The organism is Myxacorys chilensis (genome assembly GCF_059505265.1).
Genome location: NZ_JCACKG010000183.1, coordinates 1 through 17,107, shown reverse-complemented (window position 1 = coordinate 17,107; position 17,107 = coordinate 1). Strand labels below are relative to the sequence as shown.

Below are 17,107 nucleotides of genomic sequence, written 5' to 3'. Positions count from 1 at the left end.
ATGCACCGTCTAATGGGTGGGCTGAGGAAGACCGTAATCCTGATGAATTTCCAAATTTCCGACTCCTTGAAAGAATTGGAGATTTGGCACTCTGCTTAAGTAGATAGATCTAACAGCGCATTCGTTTTGCATCAGGAATTTTTTGGAGTAAACGCCGATAAAAGTTAGCGCATCGCTGCTCTACTAGCGGATTCTACGTGTTCTAATGTTGCAAATCGCACAAGACACAATGGGGTTTTAGCGACTGGGTTTCTAGCGACTCAACCGATCCTTAAAAAAAGTCTGAGTAGCGCTTTACTGAATAAATTGTTGAACCGAGAAGTGGGCAAGCAGCGTTAGAATTTAATCCATTGGCGATTCGAGATCAGAACGCCTGATCTCCTCTAGAATCAACTCATGGAAATTCTCTCGGTCAGCCTCAAAAACTTCAAGTCTCACAGCGATCGCCACTTTCCGTTTCAGCCCGGAACCAACGCTATCTGCGGCGAAAACGGGGCGGGCAAAACGAGCATTCTCGAAGCGATCGCATGGGTCTTATTTGACTACAAAGGCGATTACAAGATTGAAGATCTGATCCGCAATGGGGCCAATAGTGCCCAAGCACGTGTCAGCTTTGTGTCGAGCCGAGATCAGCGAACCTATGAGGTGCAGCGCTGCACGCGATCGGGCTATACATTATTTGATCCGCAATTGGGCGAGAAACTCGGCTACAGTCGCATCAAAGAAGAAGTGTTGCCGTGGCTGAGAGAGAATTTGGGCGTTCCGGCAGGAACGGATTTAGCAAAACTGTTCTCCAATACAGTCGGCGTTCCGCAGGGTACATTTACCGCCGATTTTCTACAAACCGCCGAAAAGCGTAAACCCATTTTCGATGCAATTCTGAAAGTTGAAGAATATCGCCAAGTCAATCAGCAAATGCTATCTCTAGAGAAATATGCAAAAGCTGAGACAGAACGATTAGACCGGGAAATTACACAGTACGATGAATTGCTGCAAGAATGGGAGCCGCTCACCCAGCAACGCACAGAAGTCACCGATGAAATTACACAAATTGAAATCGATCTCACCCACTGGCAACAACGATTAGAAGAACTTCAGAAAGAGCAAGACGATTACAGCAAAGTTGCTGCTCAAGTCCAGACGCTAACCTCACAACTCGAAAACCTTAGCACTCGCATTCAGGCCGATCGCCTCAACTCCGAACGGCTTCAAGCTGATTTTGTAACCGCAGAAAAAGCCGTTGAAATTTGTACGGCTCGTCGAGAGCATTATCAAACTGTTTTGCAAGCAGAAGCAACGCTAAAAGAACTAGAGCAGCATCGCTCTACTCAACAAGACCTCCTGCAAAAACGGCAAGACTTGACCGAAACCCTCGGTGGGTATCGAACTCAACTCGCCACCTTACAGCAACAAATCGAGCGGCGATCACAGGTTGAGGCTGAACTCAAGCGACTGGAGCCACTGATCCAACAACAGACCGAACTTGAAACGCAACAACAAACCGTGAACCAGCAGTTACAGAATTGTCAAAGCTGGCGGCAAACCATAACGCGAGATCAGAAGCGGCTTGTTCAGCTTGAACAACGTCAGAAACAGTTAAGTAACGAAATCGAGCGGCTAGAAGCGCTGGGCGCGATCGTTCATCAAATTCCTCATCTTGAACAGCAGCTTCAACGCTATGGACAACAGCTTAGTCGCATTGAGGCAGCGACTCAATTTGAATCAGATTTACGCCAAATCGTCACGCAAGCCCAAACGCGAGAGACAATTCACAGCAATCAAATTCAAGCCGCTACTGCAACGTTAAAAGAACTCCAGCAAGCCACACCGCTTTGGTCAACTCAGATCGAGGACGTGCTTACGGCGTTGGGTAACGGCTCTAAATCTCAGGGTCAACTCATGCGCGACTTACAAGGCATTTTGGATGATTTGTCTGAACAACTGCTAGCTGACCGATTGAGACAATCGATCGCAGAAACCCAAACCCATTTAGAAACTGCCCGGCATCAGCAGGCGCAATACCTCACACTCGACGCTAAGTTTGATGATGAAGAAAAGCTTGCCGCCGAAGTGGATGAGGTGCGATCGCAGCTGACCCAAGCTCAAGCGCACCTTGCCTCAGAACCCGGACTGAAGCAGCAGTTAGCCCATCTTGTGGGACAGCTTCAAACATTGGATAATCCTCGTGGACGCACCCAGATTTTGCACCGAGACCTGAAGCAGCAGATAACTTTAGAATCTGAGCAGCAACATCTTGAGCGAGCCGTTGCAGAAGTTGGGAGTACGATCGCAGATCTCAATGGTCAATTAGAAGGCTTTGCCGACCTCGCGGCTCAAATTCGTTATCAGCAGGAATTACGCGAACAGTATCGCGAGGATTATCAGGTTTATTTAGAACACCAGCAATCTGCAAATAGCTACAAAGGTCGTAAAAAACAGCTTGAAGAGGCAACCGATCAGTTACAAGTTCTGGATCAACAACTGGTCGAGCTTACTAATCAAAAAGCAACGCTAGCAGAAACTTATGACCCCGAAAAAGTGGCAGAAGTACAGCGAATTTATCAAGAGGCACAAAAACAACAGATTACACTAGGAGCGATGCTGCCTGAAAAGCGAAAACGCCTAGAAGAATACGAAGTCCGACTCTCAAAACTTCAGCTTATTCAAGAAAAACGGACTCAGGCGCAAGCTGAGCAAAAACGCAAACAAAAAACAGAGCGATTCATTAAGTTTGCTCGTAAAGCCTACAAAGAAGCTGGACCTAGAATCACAGAACGCTACGTTCAGAGCATTTCGCGGGAAGCTGATAAACTATTTCGGGAATTAATGAATCGTCCCAATGTTGCCCTAGACTGGACGCGCGATTATGAAATTGTGATTCAAGAAGGCGCTCATCCGCGTCGATTCATTAACCTTTCGGGCGGAGAGCAAATGTGTGCCGCATTAGCGGTTCGACTGGCGTTGCTGAAAGTATTAGCCGATATTAACATCGCCTTTTTTGACGAGCCGACCACTAATATGGACAAGCCCCGCCGCGAAAGTTTGGCAGAAGCGATCGCTAACATCAAAACCTTTCGTCAACTGTTTGTCATTAGCCACGACGACACGTTTGAGAAGGTGACAGAGAATGTCATTCTGGTTCAACGAGAAGCATAGTTGAGGCAGCCCAATCTACTCAATCTACTGCATCGAGAGCAGCGCCACCGGGCACTCAGCGTTATTTAAGATGGTGTCCACTCGATGACCAAAGAACACCCGTCCTGTCATGATCCGAATGTTAGTGCCTAGCACAATCAGATCGACCTCTTCGGCTTGCGCATACTCCAGCACCGTTCGCTCTGGACTCTTGCCTTCAAGGATTTTAAACATCACTTTCGCACCTAACAACTCTCCAATTTGTGCCTGGTTCTTCACGACCTGATAGGCAATATCGCGGGCTGGCTCAAGAGGCTGGTCATACAAAGCATAGTCAGATTGGGAGGGAGTGACCACATGAATTAAGCTCACCAATGCTCCGGTTTGGGCCGCGATCGTACTGGCAAGTTCGATCGCATTCCTGCTGTACTCTGAGCCAGCCGTTGGGACTAAAATATGACGAATCGTCTGCAATTGAATTTGGTAAATCTCGCCCTGCGCGGCTGTCAGATGCGACTTGACCACCAGCGTTGCACAAGGCGCTTCTTGTACCACCTGATCGACCAGCATATTAAAAACGATTCCCCTCCGTTGCTTCTGCTCAGATGCCCCCATCACGATCAAGTCATAGCCTTTGCGAGCCTCATTTAGAATGACCTCTGCCTTAGTGCGCCCTGATTCTACTTTGCTTTGCAAGATGCTGTTCTCTGGCAGATTCATCGCCGACAGAACGGCGTTCAAGGCGATCTCGGACTGATTATCTCTCGCGATCGCAGCTTTTCTCTCTTCTCTGCGTTGAGGCGGCTTCCTATCCAATGCGTAGAGAGCTGTTACTTCAATCTCGTTCTGCTGCCCCAAGTAGCTGACAAGTTGTGCAGCGAGCTGAACATTTGCTCCTCCGCTTGTTGGCATCAAAATGCGGCGAATCTGTTTAATGAAACTTTGGCTCTCATGTTCTTCACGCTGGAGACGCTGCGCTTCTTCTTCGCCAATGACAACATTCGAGAGTGTCCACCGTAATAATGGCGGAGCCATCAACGACGTGACGATCGCGACCATCACAATGATCGAGTACATCGATTGGTTCAGCACCCCTAGCGACAGCCCGATTGTGGCAACAATAATCTCCATGGCCCCACGAGCATTCATCCCGGAGCCTATTGCCAGCCCCTCCCAGTGGGACAACCCGCCTACCCGAGAGCCAATATAGGCTCCAACGAATTTACCGACGCAAGCAACAGCTAATACAACTAGCCCAATGATGAAGGTTTGAGGAACCAAAAGTTGGACTAGATTCACCTTCAAACCAGCAGACGCAAAGAAAATCGGAGCTAGAAATCCGGCAGTAACTACCTCTAAAATATGTCCCGCTTCTCGGCTAAAGCGCCGCGACTGCCCGGCCAGAATGCCCAACACAAATGCCCCTAGCGCGGCTTCGATCCCTAGACTATGAGTCAAGGCCGCCATGCCGAGAGCCAAAATTAGCACAATCGATAAACTGGCAGTGGCTCCTCCAATCGTGTTATCCACCCATCGAAGTAGCCGATCTACGACGGTACGCCCCAGCGTAAAGGCAACTCCCAAAAAGATGACGGCTCCACTGATCGACCCGACTACTGCTCGTAAATCAAATGTGCCACTCGTCGCCAACCCAGACACAACCGAGAGCAAGATCCAGCCCAGAGTGTCATCTGTCATTCCTGCTGCCAGCGTAACTTGTCCGATATCTCGCCGGATTAATTGCAAGTCCATCAATACTTTGGCAATCACGGGGACGGCGGAGATACTCATTGCTGTTGCGATGAATAAGCTAAACACAAATCGCTGGGATGGATTAGCTAAAAAGTCATCTGGCAACACCCAACCTAGGCTTAAGCCCGTTATGAAAGGCACAATAATGCCGCCTAACGAAATGACCAGCGCTGTGCGCCCTTTCCGCACAATCAGATTGAGATCTGTTTCTAACCCCGTGACGATCAGTAGAAATAGAACGCCCAACCAGGAAATGGCACTCAGCAGATCCGACTGTGTTTGACTTTTGGGAAAGACCGCTGCCTGAACCGCAGGCAAAACGAGTCCAAAGATGGACGGGCCGAGTAATACGCCTGCCAACAACTCCCCAACAACGGGCGGTAAGCTGACTCGGCGCATGAGTTCGCCAAGCCCTCGTGACGCGAGCAGCAGCAAGGACAGTTGCAACAGCAGCAACAGAAGTTCGTGATGACCTAACGGTTTAATAATGTTTGAAGCACTCGTTTCTGCTAAAAGAACGGGTGCTAGTAGTTGAAGCGAATTAATCATGCACGCGCCGTGATTGGGTTGAGGATTGAGCTTAAAAGATTATTACCGGAAAAACTGGAAATTTCTAACTCGCTACAGATATTAATGTTACTCTTCAAGTCCTATCTGGCTCATACAACCAAGGGCTTACGCAGTGGCAGCGGATTTGGTAACAGGTGTATTCAGAATGAAATGTTGCTCTCTGAAATGAGAACGTTTTGGTCTTGGAGTGGAGCGATCGCTCTCACAACTGCAATTGATTTGCGCCAATCAGCAACATTGTCTTTGAATGTCCATCGAGTGAAACATAAGAAACTACTCAGCAGACTAGTTTAGCCAATCAATTGTCTGCTTGATAGGACATCCTGCTCTTGCACATCTCTTCCTTCAGTTAATCGACGGACATACCGCCTTATCCGCAGAATGTTGCAAGAACATACGGCAAAGGGGTGAAAGCAGTAGAATGAAATTACACATTTTGGAGAATTGTGATGATAATAGTGGAGTTTCAGGCAAAAGTTGAGAATGGAGAAATCGTAATTCCTGATGAACATAAGCAAGAAATCGTAGGAGCAAACACCGTCAAGATTACTGTAGTGAAGCAATCGACAAAGCAAATTTCACGACCTGACTTTATGGATGAATTAGCAAAAAATCCGATCAAGATCGATCAATTTCTTACAAGAAACGAAAGTCATGATCGAAATATATGAGTAATCAACTATGTTTTTTAGACTCAAACATATGGTTGTATTATCTTCTCGAAAACCAATCATCAACGATTCAAGAAAGCAAAAGAAAGCGCAACATTGCACAAAGTTTGACCAATTCAGAAAATCTTATTGTTAGCACACAGGTTATTAACGAAGTTTGCGTCAACGCTTTAAAGAAAGCAAATTTTACTGAGGCACAAATTAAGCTGCTCATTCAAACCTTTGAGAATCGCTGTACGGTTATTGCTCCAAGGATTGAAATTCTCAACAAAGCTTCTGATTTACGATCGCAGCATTACTTTTCTTTTTGGGATAGCTTGATTGTTGCCAGTGCTTTGTTCGCTAACGCCGAGATTCTGTACTCAGAAGATATGCAAGACAATTTGATCTTGGAACAGCGACTGATGATTGTTAATCCTTTCAAGTGAAACCTCGCAGTCACAAACTGCCGCAGGAACATTTTCTACAGCAGAGTTGTAGAATGAGCGCTAAAGATAGTCATGCTGTTATGAATCGAATTGAGGTTGCGATCGCGATTCTTTACCAAAACGATCAGTTCCTGATGCAGTTGCGGGAAAATATTCCAACGATTGTTTATCCCGGATTTTGGGGTTTATTCGGCGGGCACATTGAACCGGGGGAAACGCCGGAAGTAGCAGTTGAGCGAGAATTGCTCGAAGAAATTGGCTACCAAATTCCTAGCATTGCAAAATTTGGCGTGTATCAAGACGAGAAAGTAGTGCGTCATGTGTTTCAAGCTCCGCTAACCGTCGAGGTGAGCGAACTAGTGCTGATGGAAGGATGGGATCTCGGATTGCTCAGCGTTGATGATATTGTCAGGGGCGATCGCTATTCTAAGAATGCCGATCAGACTCGACCGCTTGGCGCGACGCATCAACAAATTTTGCTAACCTTCATCGAGTCAAGTCACACTAAAATGAAGTAGTGCCTATCCGGTTAACGTATGGATTTGGTGCGGTTGCAGAAAGCGCTCTCAGTTGAGGCAGAACGTGGGTTTAATGACCTGGAGGGGAATCAGTACCGCTTCAGTGAGTTTTTGTGTCTAACGTTGGGACAGCCTTCGGAAACAGTGAAGGGGCGCGATCGCACTAAATGCCAAGAAATTGCCGACCAATTTGCCAGCTATCCTGACCTGACGTTTTCCCAGCGACAGCATTTGGTGGCAGAAACGCGGCGGTTCTTACACCAAATCAAGAAAACGATAGAATCTGAATCCACTCGGTCGGACGAGCCTCCCGCGAAATATAGCGTTGATGGCACTCCATCTGCACCCCTCAGTGCGGTTGCCTCAAAAACGCCAAGTACCACCCCAGTCGTTTCCGCCTCCGCTGCCCCGGTCGCTCTCGATCAGGCAATTACTTATTTATCGGGAATTGGCCCGAAGAGCGCTGAAAGATTGGCAAAACTGGGCCTATTCTGTGTTCGGGATGTGCTGTATTACTATCCGCGAGATTATATCGATTACGCCCGTCAAGTGAAAATTTGCGATCTGGAAGCGGGCGAAACTGTGACGATCGTTGGCACGATTAAAAGCTGCAATTGTTTCACCAGTCCGCGCAACACAAAGCTGACGATTTTGGAACTGACGATTCGTGATTCTAGCGCTCAGATGAAACTGAGCCGCTTCTACATGGGAAGCCGATTCGCCAGTCGGGGTTGGCAAGAGCAACAAAAGCGGCTCTATCCGACCGGAGCCGCGATCGCAGCGTCTGGATTGGTGAAAGAAAGCAAATTCGGGATCACGCTCGACAATCCTGACATTGAGGTATTGGGTGACTCGGCGGATGCGATCGAGTCGTTAACGGTGGGTCGCGTTGTACCAATCTATCCCCTGACCGAAGGCGTTACCGCTGAGCTAGTCCGACGAGCAGTGCTAGCCTCCCTGCCTGCGGTCGTGCATTTGCAGGAAGCCTTGCCGAAAGGATTGCTGAAAGAATACGGCATGATTGGGGTACAAGATGCGATCGCGAGCATTCATTTTCCTCAAAACGGCGATGCCCTCGATGCCGCTCGTCGCCGCCTGGTTTTCGATGAGTTTTTCTATCTCCAGTTGGGGATGCTGAAGCGGCGTCAAACTCAACAGCAGACCCAAGCGAGCGCCGCGCTTGCTCCGACCGGGCGCTTGGTTGACGAATTCTACAATGTCTTACCTTTCAAACTCACGAATGCTCAAGTTAGGGTGACGAATGATATCCTCAATGACATTCAAAAAACCGTTCCGATGAATCGACTGGTGCAAGGCGATGTCGGTTCAGGTAAAACAGTCGTCGCTGTGATCTCGATTTTGGCAGCAATTCAATCGGGCTTTCAGGCCGCCTTCATGGCTCCGACTGAAGTGTTAGCGGAACAGCATTATCGAAAACTGGTCACTTGGTTTAATCAATTGCATTTGCCTGTTGAGTTATTAACCGGATCGACAAAAGCGGCTAAGCGTCGAGAGATTCATGCTCAACTTGAAACGGGAGAATTGCCGCTGCTCGTGGGCACTCATGCGCTGATTCAAGACACGGTGAACTTCGAGCGGTTGGGCTTAGTTGTGATTGATGAACAACATCGATTTGGCGTTCAGCAGCGTGCTAGACTCCAGCAAAAAGGTGAACATCCTCACGTTCTCACCATGACCGCAACTCCGATTCCTCGAACGTTGGCGTTAACGTTGCACGGCGATTTAGATGTGAGTCAAATTGATGAGTTGCCGCCCGGACGAAAACCGATTCAAACGACGGCTTTAACAGGGCGCGATCGCCAGCAGGCGTATGAACTGATGCGCCGTGAAATTGCTCAAGGACGGCAGGTTTACATTGTGTTGCCGTTGGTTGAAGAGTCTGAGAAATTAGATCTCAAGTCTGCGATCGACGAACATCAGAACCTCCAAGAAGTCTTTCCTGACTTTACAATTGGCTTGCTGCATGGTCGTCTCAGTTCTGCTGAAAAAGACGAAGCGATCACCGCGTTTCGAGATGGCAAAACGCAAATTTTAGTCTCAACTACCGTTGTCGAAGTTGGTGTTGACGTACCGAACGCAACGGTGATGATGATTGAGCATGCCGAGCGGTTTGGATTGTCTCAACTCCATCAGCTTCGGGGTCGAGTCGGTCGAGGCGGGTCACAGTCGTTCTGTCTACTCATGAGCAGTTCTAAAAGCGAGACCTCGCGCCAACGATTGAAAGTGTTAGAACAATCGCAAGACGGCTTCTTTATTTCGGAGATGGATATGCGCTTCCGAGGTCCTGGTGAAGTGTTGGGTACTCGCCAGTCGGGGTTGCCGGATTTTGCGTTAGCCAGTTTAGTTGAAGATCAAGACGTGCTGGAACTGGCGCGAGGGGCAGCAGAAAAAGCGATGGAGAAAGATCCCACCCTCGATCGCTGGGCAGCGATGAAAGCCGAATTGGAGTATCGCTATCAGCGGCTCATGGGTGGCGCAATTTTGACCTAGCGATTAGGACAAGGAGGAACGCTCGTTGTTCGAGAATGCTCTAAGGCTTGCCAATCAAAGCGCACCGTTTCTAGAAAAATTGACCGCGATTATTTTAACAGACAATAATTTTCAGAGAAGAAATATGGAAGCTGTCTGTTCAAAATTCTTGTGAGAGATATTTGCAGAAATAGTGTCAGGCTAAGTGCCCCAAACGGGGATCTTAGGCAGAAAGTTTCAGGCTATTAAGTAATAGTTAGGCAGACGAGGCAAAAGTACTAACGGCATATTCTGTCAAAATTCTAGATTGAGGCATAAAAATCGTGTTTACACCTTAGTAAAATACACAGTCCACAAATTTATACGCTATATATAGAATTATTAGCGTCTCAAGACTATATATAGTAGTATGCCAGTTGAAGCCAAGTTATACCGTGTTCTGATCGCCAGCCCAGGCGATGTAGCTGAGGAGCGAGCCATAGTCAGAGAGGAAGTTGCTCGTTGGAATTCGATGCATAGCGAGTCTATGAAAATAGTCTTGCTCCCCATTGGATGGGAAACAGATGCTACACCGGATCTGAGAGAACGTGGACAAGCTGTTATTAATCGGCAACTTGTAGATAATTGTGATCTCTTGATTGGTGTTTTCTGGACTCGTATTGGTACTCCAACTCCTGAAGCTGAATCAGGGACTGTAGAAGAAATTGAGAGAGCTGCGGCTGAAGGGAAGAGATGTATTGTTTACTTTTCTGATCAACCTGTTTCGTTATCGAGTGTTGATCAAAAGCAGTATGAACAGCTTAAGCAGTATAAAAAAGAACTTAATCAGAGGGGGCTAACTTGTTTATATAGGAATACTCCAGAATTCAAAGAAAAGGTTTTTCGCCATATCACAACAGTCATTCAAGAGGTCGCAAGAGAGGATGTAGAGAGAAGGGCAGCAGAGAAGGAAGCAAGAGTTACTGAGCAGGCAATTGGATTGGATATTCAACCAGGTCAACGACCCACTACCTTTAGCATTGCGTTGATAACTTTAGCTGATGCTCAGACTACTGTTAAGCAGCTACTCGATTCTCGGTTTGGTGTACAGGATTTGGAAGATGTAAAGGAAAGAGAAATAGCTGAAATTCAAAGCGCTCTCAATTCTCCTGATTTGTCTACTCTGTTCAATCAACAACCAACTACTGAGAATATCTCGGCAATTGCTCAGGTCATTGAGACCATTTCCACTCCTTCTATATTTGCTATTTCATCCATTGGCAAGTATGGAGACAATACTTCAATTGATTGGGCGGAAATTGTTGGTGATTGGGTTGAGCAATTAAGTACAAGGAAGCTTGAAAATGGTTATCAGTGGGTAAGTTATATCAAGACATATCCTGGATTACTCACATTTTACTCGATTGGGATTTCTGCATTGCGCTCAGGCAAAATCAATTTTCTAAAAGAGGTGATTGAGCGACAAGTTTATTCGCGAGAATATGATAGAGAATTGCAATTAGTAGAGGCAGTGGATCCAAGATATGTTTTTTATCACAATATACAAAAGCTCATAGAACCTGGGTTTGATAGAAGATACACCCCTGTTAGTGACCACCTTGCTCCGCTCCTTAAAAACAAACTATATCCGAATGAAGTAGAAGCAAGATATTTAGATTGGTTTGACCTTTTTGAGTTTTTGGTTTCTCTCAAATCTGTTCAACTAAATAGAGAACATCCCTACTGTGGCTCATTCACTTGGCGTACAGAGACTAATAGGTTTATTGTCAAAGCTGTTCAAGAAGCAGTTTTAGAGCAAGGCAGGCTAGGAAGAGTTATATCAAGCCTTTTTAATGGAACCCAAGAACTTGAGGCAGTTGCCCAGAGATATGATGAGATTGCCAGCCAAATACGTTGGGACTTTGGTCGCGGTGGTGCTCCTGCATATATTAGCAAGATAGTTCAACTTGCAAAGACTGGGCAGAAGGTAATAAGTTATCGGGAGCTGCTTAATCGTTTCAATCAACCAACCTAGCTCTCTAAATACAAAGCAATGAAAAACAGCATCTACCTTAATCTTTTTAAGAAAGTTGGACTTAAGCGACTAGGCAGTTCATTCATTAATAATTTTGGTTTATTATGGCTACTAACTGAACCAGGCGCGCTTTTCTTTCCAGAGAAATTGAGTTTTGGGTGGGCAGGATATCTATGGCTTGCTACCTTAGCATTAGGTATTGCTTTTATTCAACGATTTCCACGTATCTCAGTTTGTAGAGCTTTATCTTCTCCTGATTCAGAAATTGAGATTAAAATAGGCAATCTTTTTAACCAGCCAGGGCATTTAGTTATCGGATTCAATGATGTGTTCGATACGGAATTAGGGGAAATTATTAAACCTTCTAGTATTCAAGGACAATTTCTTCAAAGAATTTATGGCAGTGATCGTTCAAGAATTGATGCAGATACTGAAAATGCTCTCCAAACCTATAACCATTTACGTACTAAGGAACCCAATAAAAGTTTAGGTAAAACTTGGCGCTACCCTATCGGAACTACCATTACTCTGGGTTCCCATGACAAACGTTATTTCCTGACTGCTTATGGATATATGAGCAATGACATGACTGTTCAATCCAACGTAGACTTTGTTTGGCAATCGCTCAGTAAGCTTTGGCAAGAAATTCGCTTGAAAGGGCATAGTATTGATGTTTCTATCCCAATTATTGGAGCAGACTTGGCTCGTACAGGTCTTCCCCGGATGGCGTTAGTAAAATTAATTATTACTTCGTTCATTGTTGCTTCAAAAGAAAAATTCATTACCAGAAAGCTCACGGTAATGATTTATCCTAACGATGTAGAATCTATTGATTTCTATGAACTTGAAGAGTTTTTAACATCAGCGTGTTTCTAGTTCATCCTGTTGTGAACTTGCCTAACATGCCACGGCAGCGGACGAAAGCCGTTGATGCTGAGTTCAAGGATATCTTCCGCCGCTGCGTTTCTCCGTTATGGCAACTGACGTTAATAAAAATTCCAACTGAGATACACCGACTTTCTCACCCTCATAGGCATTTTCCCCGAAACTTTTCAATATCATCATAGCGATCGCGCTACCTTTGCATGATCGAGCAATACCAAATCAGCACCAGCAATTGCTCAGTAACAATGAAGAATTGATTGATATGACAGTTTAGGTCAAACATGGCAGTCAAATTCGCAAGCAGTCAATTAAGTTTTTGCAGAAGGTAAACCCTGAAGGCGTTGCTAAATTCAAAGTCAACTCAGTCAACTTATCTCCTTAAAGAACAAGTTCCCAAGCTGTAATGAGCCTGGGAACTAGAACTATTTTCGATAAGAGGCGAAAGGGACAAGATACTTAGAAATCTCTTCCTCGTACCTTGTACCTACTCCTTTCGCTAAACTGCCGCAAAAAATTCTTTCGACTTCACCGGGTCAGGATTCATCGTCTGAGCACCAGGCTGCCAGCCTGCGGGGCAGACTTCATCCGGGTGAGATTGAACGTGCTGAATTGCTTGCAGAGTGCGAAGCGTTTCATCTACACTGCGACCAAACGAAAGATTGTTGACCGTCGAGTGTTGAATCACGCCATCTTTGTCAATGATGAATAAGCCACGCAAAGCGACTCCAGCATCCGGATCAAGCACATTGTAGGCAGTGCTGATCTCTTTCTTGATATCTGAAACAAGCGGGTAGGCAATATCACCAATACCACCTGCTTTACGATCGGTCTGAATCCAGGCGAGGTGAGAAAATTCGCTATCGACCGAGGCACCCAACACTTCTGTATTGAGAGACTTGAATTCGTCGTAGCGATCGCTAAAGGCAATGATCTCAGTCGGACAAACAAACGTAAAATCCAACGGGTAGAAGAATAGAACCGTGTATTTGCCGCGATAGTCAGACAACTTGATTGTTTTAAATTCTTGGTCAACCACAGCGGTTGCAGTAAAGTCAGGGGCAGCCTGACCGACGCGCAAACATCCTTCTTGAGCCATGAAAAACGTTCTCCTTAACAATGCATCTACGGTTGCGTAGGCACAGCAGACAAACATGCCACTATGCACATCTCAGCTTATCGCCGTAATTCGATATTTAACGAACTGTTACGACTATATCATAGTCATAACGATTTTGACATAAAAATTAGGGATAGGGGATGAAGAAACTATGAGAATAGAGACTGAGAGCCAAAAACACGGTATAGCTAGTGAACAGAACGGTTTTGGCATCTACCTTTGTCTTCTCTACCCGACCCTAATTCGTCTACCGACCTTACATCTTCTCTAAACACTCGCGAGTGGCTCCTCACCAATGGGCTCGGCAGTTTTGCCAGTGGAACCCTCTGTGATGCCCGAACGCGCAGTGCCCAAGGCTGGTTAGTCGCTGCCCTCGACCCGCCCAATCGTTGCACCCTGCTGCTATCTCACTTAGATGCCAGCTTAGAAATTGCTGGATCTGTCTATCCACTCGGAACAAATGTGTGGCGCGATGGGAACGTTTCGCCTAAAGGATACCAGTTTCTAAACTCCTTTACGCTTGCTCCCACTCCAATCTGGCAGTGGCAAACAAACGCTTGGTCGCTGAGCCGCCAGCTCCTCATGCCCTACGGCCTAACCGATAACGGTTCATCCGTGCCCCAGCTAGATCACCGTCTCCTGATTCGATACAGCTACAGCGGCAACTCTGTTGCAATCCTCCGATTGCGGCTTGTAATCGGCGATCGCGGCTTAAACCAGTTACACCAAGCGGCTTCAAAGATGCAGGTGTTGCAGATTGTGAGAGATCAAGAGGTGCGGCTACAAGCTCAACCAGGTGGATATGCCGGAACGCCTTGGTCAGTGCGTTGGAGTCGGGGACACTATTGCACTGACGGAACATGGTACTGGAATTTTGACTACTCTAAAGCAGCACCCGATTGGCTCCATCAATCTTCAAGAAAGGGTGGGATTTCTGAAGATCTCTACAGTCCGGGATATCTGACGGTGCAGCTACAGCCAGGAGAAACGGTAACGCTAGAAGCCAGAGTCGGTTGGGCTGAAGCAGGCGCGCCCCGCTTAGATTCTGACGTGTTTGATCAGACACTTCAAATGGAGCAAGCCCGGTTGCAGGAACAATTTTCACTGTCAAGTCTGGGAGAGGGGGCTTCTTTTCACCAAAAGCTGCTGCAAGCGAGCGATCGCTTCTTAGCCTTTCGGGCCGTCGCTGCGAGTCCTACGCTGCTTGAGGCTTATCCAAGCGGACACGGCTCCTGCGGCGTTGCGCCTTGCGCGAATCGCGGACGCTACATGCTGATCGCCCTTCCTGGTATGGCGCTCACCCCTCGCCGTTTTTCTCTTGCCCGCAGTATTCTCACAATGTTGAGTAACTATTGCTATCAAGGCTTGATTCCGAACGGATTTGCAGAAATTGACGGTAAACCAATTTATAGCAGTATTGATACATCGCTTTGGTGGATTGAAACTCTGGGGTTATACCTCGAAGCGAGTCAGGATTGGGATTTTTTGGTGCAGCAGTACCCAGTGGTGAATCAGATCTATAAGTCCTTTACAGTTGGAACGCTGCACAACATCCGTGTAGATGCCTCGGATGGGTTGTTGACGTGGAGCAATTACTCTCAGGGGGAACTACGAACCTACACGGCTGCGCTGACCTGGATGGATGCAGTGATTGATCATCAGCCTGTTACCCCACGATGCGGTAAACCCATTGAGGTTAATTCATTGTGGTATTCGTCGTTATGTTGGGCGAGGGAGTGGGCAGAGCGGTTGAGCCAGCAAGAGCAAGATAATCTTGCCTTAGCCAACCAAGCCCGTCGCTATGGTCAGCAAGCCGAGCAGGTTAAAGAGTCGCTTCAACGATTTTGGAATGCAGACTGTGGCTATCTATTTGATGGCATTGAGCCAGACGATCGCTGCGATCCAGCAATTCGCCCCAATGCGGTGTTGGCGCTTTCGCTGCGGCATTGTGCCTTTTCGCCGCAGTACTCGCGGCGAGTGTTGCAGGTTGCTCGCGATCGCTTGCTCACTCCTTATGGGCTGCGATCGCTTGATCCCACTCATCCAGACTACATCGGATGTTACGATGGCACGCCGAAGTCTGCCCATCAAGGAGTCGTTTGGAGTTGGCTTCTAGGCTCTTTCTTTCGAGCGTGGTCTCGCTTCTGCTTGGATCTACCGTTGGGGTTTGATTTGCAGCCGTTAATTGCTCATTTTGAGAATGAAGGCTGTCTCAATGCTATTTCAGAAGCGTTTGATGGTGAGGCTCCCCATACTCCACGAGGATCGGTGGCGATGGGCGTCAGCGTTGCTGAGTTGCTGCGGAGTGGGTGGATCTATTGAAGCGGGAGATCAACACTGAAATCAGGTGAAGGCATAGAATAAAGGCAGCATAGATGCGATCGCTTCAAAATATCTGCTTCAGCAGATCGAGGGTCACTCTGGAAATATAAATGATGCAAACTCTCACTTTGATTGGTCAGATTGACGCCAACGGGCATCTTCGGCTCAATGTACCAACGCAATTACCACTCGGTGAGGTTGAATTAGTTTTGGTGATCAATCCCGCTTCATCCACACCTACTGCATCTCATAAGTATGACTTTTCGGATCTAGCAGGGACATTGCAATGGCGGGGAGATGCGATCGCCATCCAACGGGTATTAAGAGATGAGTGGTAATCGTTACCTGCTTGATACAAATGTGACTATTGCTTTGCTTCGACGCATCAACAGGTACTTCAAGAGCTTCAAACGAAGACTGAATATCGTTGGGAATAAACTGATCCAGAAGGTTAAATCATGCTCACGCTCAATATTCAACTTCCTGAAGACAAGCTGGTTGAATTCTGCCAACGCTGGAAGATCAGTGAGTTTGGCCTGTTTGGTTCTGTTCTGCGAGACGATTTCTGTCCCGACAGTGATATTGACATCCTTGTCACCTTTGCCCCAGATGCAAAACGGGGACTAATGGCATTAGCAAAAATGAAATACGAGTTGGAAGATCTGCTGGGGCGCGAAGTCGACCTAGTTAGCAAACATGCGATTGAGACGAGCCATAACTGGATTCGTCGCAAAGAGATTTTGGAGACGGCTCAGGTAATCTATGTTACGAGATAGCGCCTCGTTACTGGATATTGCCAAGGCTGCCCAACTGATCCTGCAATTTTCTCAAGGCTTAGAGAAGACAGAACTGGCGGCAAATCTAGAGAAGCAGTCTGCCATCCTCTATCAAATTGTTGTGATTGGAGAAGCTGTTAAGCGGCTATCTGCTGACTTCCGTAATCAGCATCCCGCAGTTCCTTGGCGGGAAATTGCCGGAATGCGAGACATCCTGACTCATCAATACGATCGTGTCGAGGTCGATGAAATTTGGGGCGTAATTCAGGACGATATCCCTCAGCTACTGTCTATGATCGAGCCTCTGCTACCTGCTCAGGAACGCTGAATCTCTCATCATTGAACGAGAAGCATTCGCCTCTGAGCATGTAAAAAATCCAAGTTGCGGGTTAAGTTGAGAGAACAGAAGAAAACAACCGCAAGCCACGC

The 17,107-nt window shown here is 46.9% G+C and carries 13 protein-coding genes; 11 read left to right on the top strand and 2 right to left on the bottom strand.

Annotated elements, in window-relative coordinates; genetic code table 11:
- Window positions 1-396 precede the first annotated feature (396 nt).
- A complete protein-coding gene (locus AC5JLB_RS15690; protein WP_495874765.1) occupies window positions 397-3,156 on the top strand; it encodes an AAA family ATPase in 2,760 nt (919 codons plus the stop codon).
- Window positions 3,157-3,180: 24 nt separating this feature from the next.
- Here AC5JLB_RS15690 and AC5JLB_RS15685 read toward each other — a convergent pair whose 3' ends face one another.
- Window positions 3,181-5,436 (bottom strand): cation:proton antiporter domain-containing protein, encoded by a 2,256-nt coding sequence (locus AC5JLB_RS15685; protein ID WP_495874764.1) that lies wholly within the window; start codon window positions 5,434-5,436, stop codon window positions 3,181-3,183.
- Window positions 5,437-5,906: 470 nt separating this feature from the next.
- Here AC5JLB_RS15685 and AC5JLB_RS15680 point away from each other — a divergent pair, with 470 nt between their 5' ends.
- From AC5JLB_RS15680 to AC5JLB_RS15655, 6 genes are all read left to right on the top strand, one after another.
- Window positions 5,907-6,128: a hypothetical protein gene (locus AC5JLB_RS15680; RefSeq protein WP_495874763.1), complete on the top strand. Its 222-nt coding sequence runs from the start codon at window positions 5,907-5,909 to the stop codon at window positions 6,126-6,128.
- Window positions 6,125-6,556, top strand: coding sequence for a PIN domain-containing protein (locus AC5JLB_RS15675; RefSeq protein WP_495874762.1), 432 nt, complete (start codon window positions 6,125-6,127; stop codon window positions 6,554-6,556). Before AC5JLB_RS15680 ends, AC5JLB_RS15675 begins: the two co-directional genes overlap by 4 nt.
- Before the next feature lie 53 nt (window positions 6,557-6,609).
- On the top strand, window positions 6,610-7,074 hold the full coding sequence (locus tag AC5JLB_RS15670) for an NUDIX hydrolase (protein WP_495874761.1): 465 nt from the start codon (window positions 6,610-6,612) through the stop codon (window positions 7,072-7,074).
- 18 nt (window positions 7,075-7,092) lie between these two features.
- Window positions 7,093-9,585, top strand: coding sequence for an ATP-dependent DNA helicase RecG (gene recG, locus AC5JLB_RS15665; RefSeq protein WP_495874760.1), 2,493 nt, complete (start codon window positions 7,093-7,095; stop codon window positions 9,583-9,585).
- A gap of 388 nt (window positions 9,586-9,973) precedes the next feature.
- A complete protein-coding gene (locus AC5JLB_RS15660) occupies window positions 9,974-11,578 on the top strand; it encodes a DUF4062 domain-containing protein (RefSeq protein WP_495874759.1) in 1,605 nt (534 codons plus the stop codon).
- Between the two features lie 18 nt (window positions 11,579-11,596).
- Complete coding sequence (locus AC5JLB_RS15655; protein ID WP_495874758.1) at window positions 11,597-12,454, top strand: macro domain-containing protein; 858 nt, start codon at window positions 11,597-11,599, stop codon at window positions 12,452-12,454.
- A 505-nt stretch (window positions 12,455-12,959) separates the two neighbouring features.
- On the opposite strand, the gene AC5JLB_RS15650 is transcribed toward AC5JLB_RS15655, so the two are convergent.
- Window positions 12,960-13,559 carry a peroxiredoxin gene (locus AC5JLB_RS15650; RefSeq protein WP_495874757.1) on the bottom strand — a complete coding sequence of 200 codons (600 nt, stop codon included), beginning with the start codon at window positions 13,557-13,559 and terminating at the stop codon, window positions 12,960-12,962.
- Between the two features lie 240 nt (window positions 13,560-13,799).
- Here AC5JLB_RS15650 and AC5JLB_RS15645 point away from each other — a divergent pair, with 240 nt between their 5' ends.
- The 4 genes from AC5JLB_RS15645 to AC5JLB_RS15630 all read left to right on the top strand — a co-directional run bounded on the left by AC5JLB_RS15645 (window position 13,800) and on the right by AC5JLB_RS15630 (window position 17,006).
- A complete protein-coding gene (locus AC5JLB_RS15645; RefSeq protein ID WP_495874756.1) occupies window positions 13,800-15,902 on the top strand; it encodes an amylo-alpha-1,6-glucosidase in 2,103 nt (700 codons plus the stop codon).
- A 110-nt stretch (window positions 15,903-16,012) separates the two neighbouring features.
- The gene (locus AC5JLB_RS15640; protein ID WP_495874755.1) at window positions 16,013-16,240 is read left to right on the top strand and encodes a hypothetical protein; all 228 of its coding nucleotides are present in this window, start codon (window positions 16,013-16,015) and stop codon (window positions 16,238-16,240) included.
- Between the two features lie 120 nt (window positions 16,241-16,360).
- Entirely contained in the window at window positions 16,361-16,678 is a 318-nt protein-coding gene (locus tag AC5JLB_RS15635) for a nucleotidyltransferase family protein (protein ID WP_495874754.1), read from the top strand.
- Window positions 16,665-17,006, top strand: coding sequence for a HepT-like ribonuclease domain-containing protein (locus AC5JLB_RS15630; protein ID WP_495874753.1), 342 nt, complete (start codon window positions 16,665-16,667; stop codon window positions 17,004-17,006). The genes AC5JLB_RS15635 and AC5JLB_RS15630 overlap by 14 nt, the downstream gene beginning before the upstream one ends.
- Window positions 17,007-17,107: the final 101 nt, after the last annotated feature.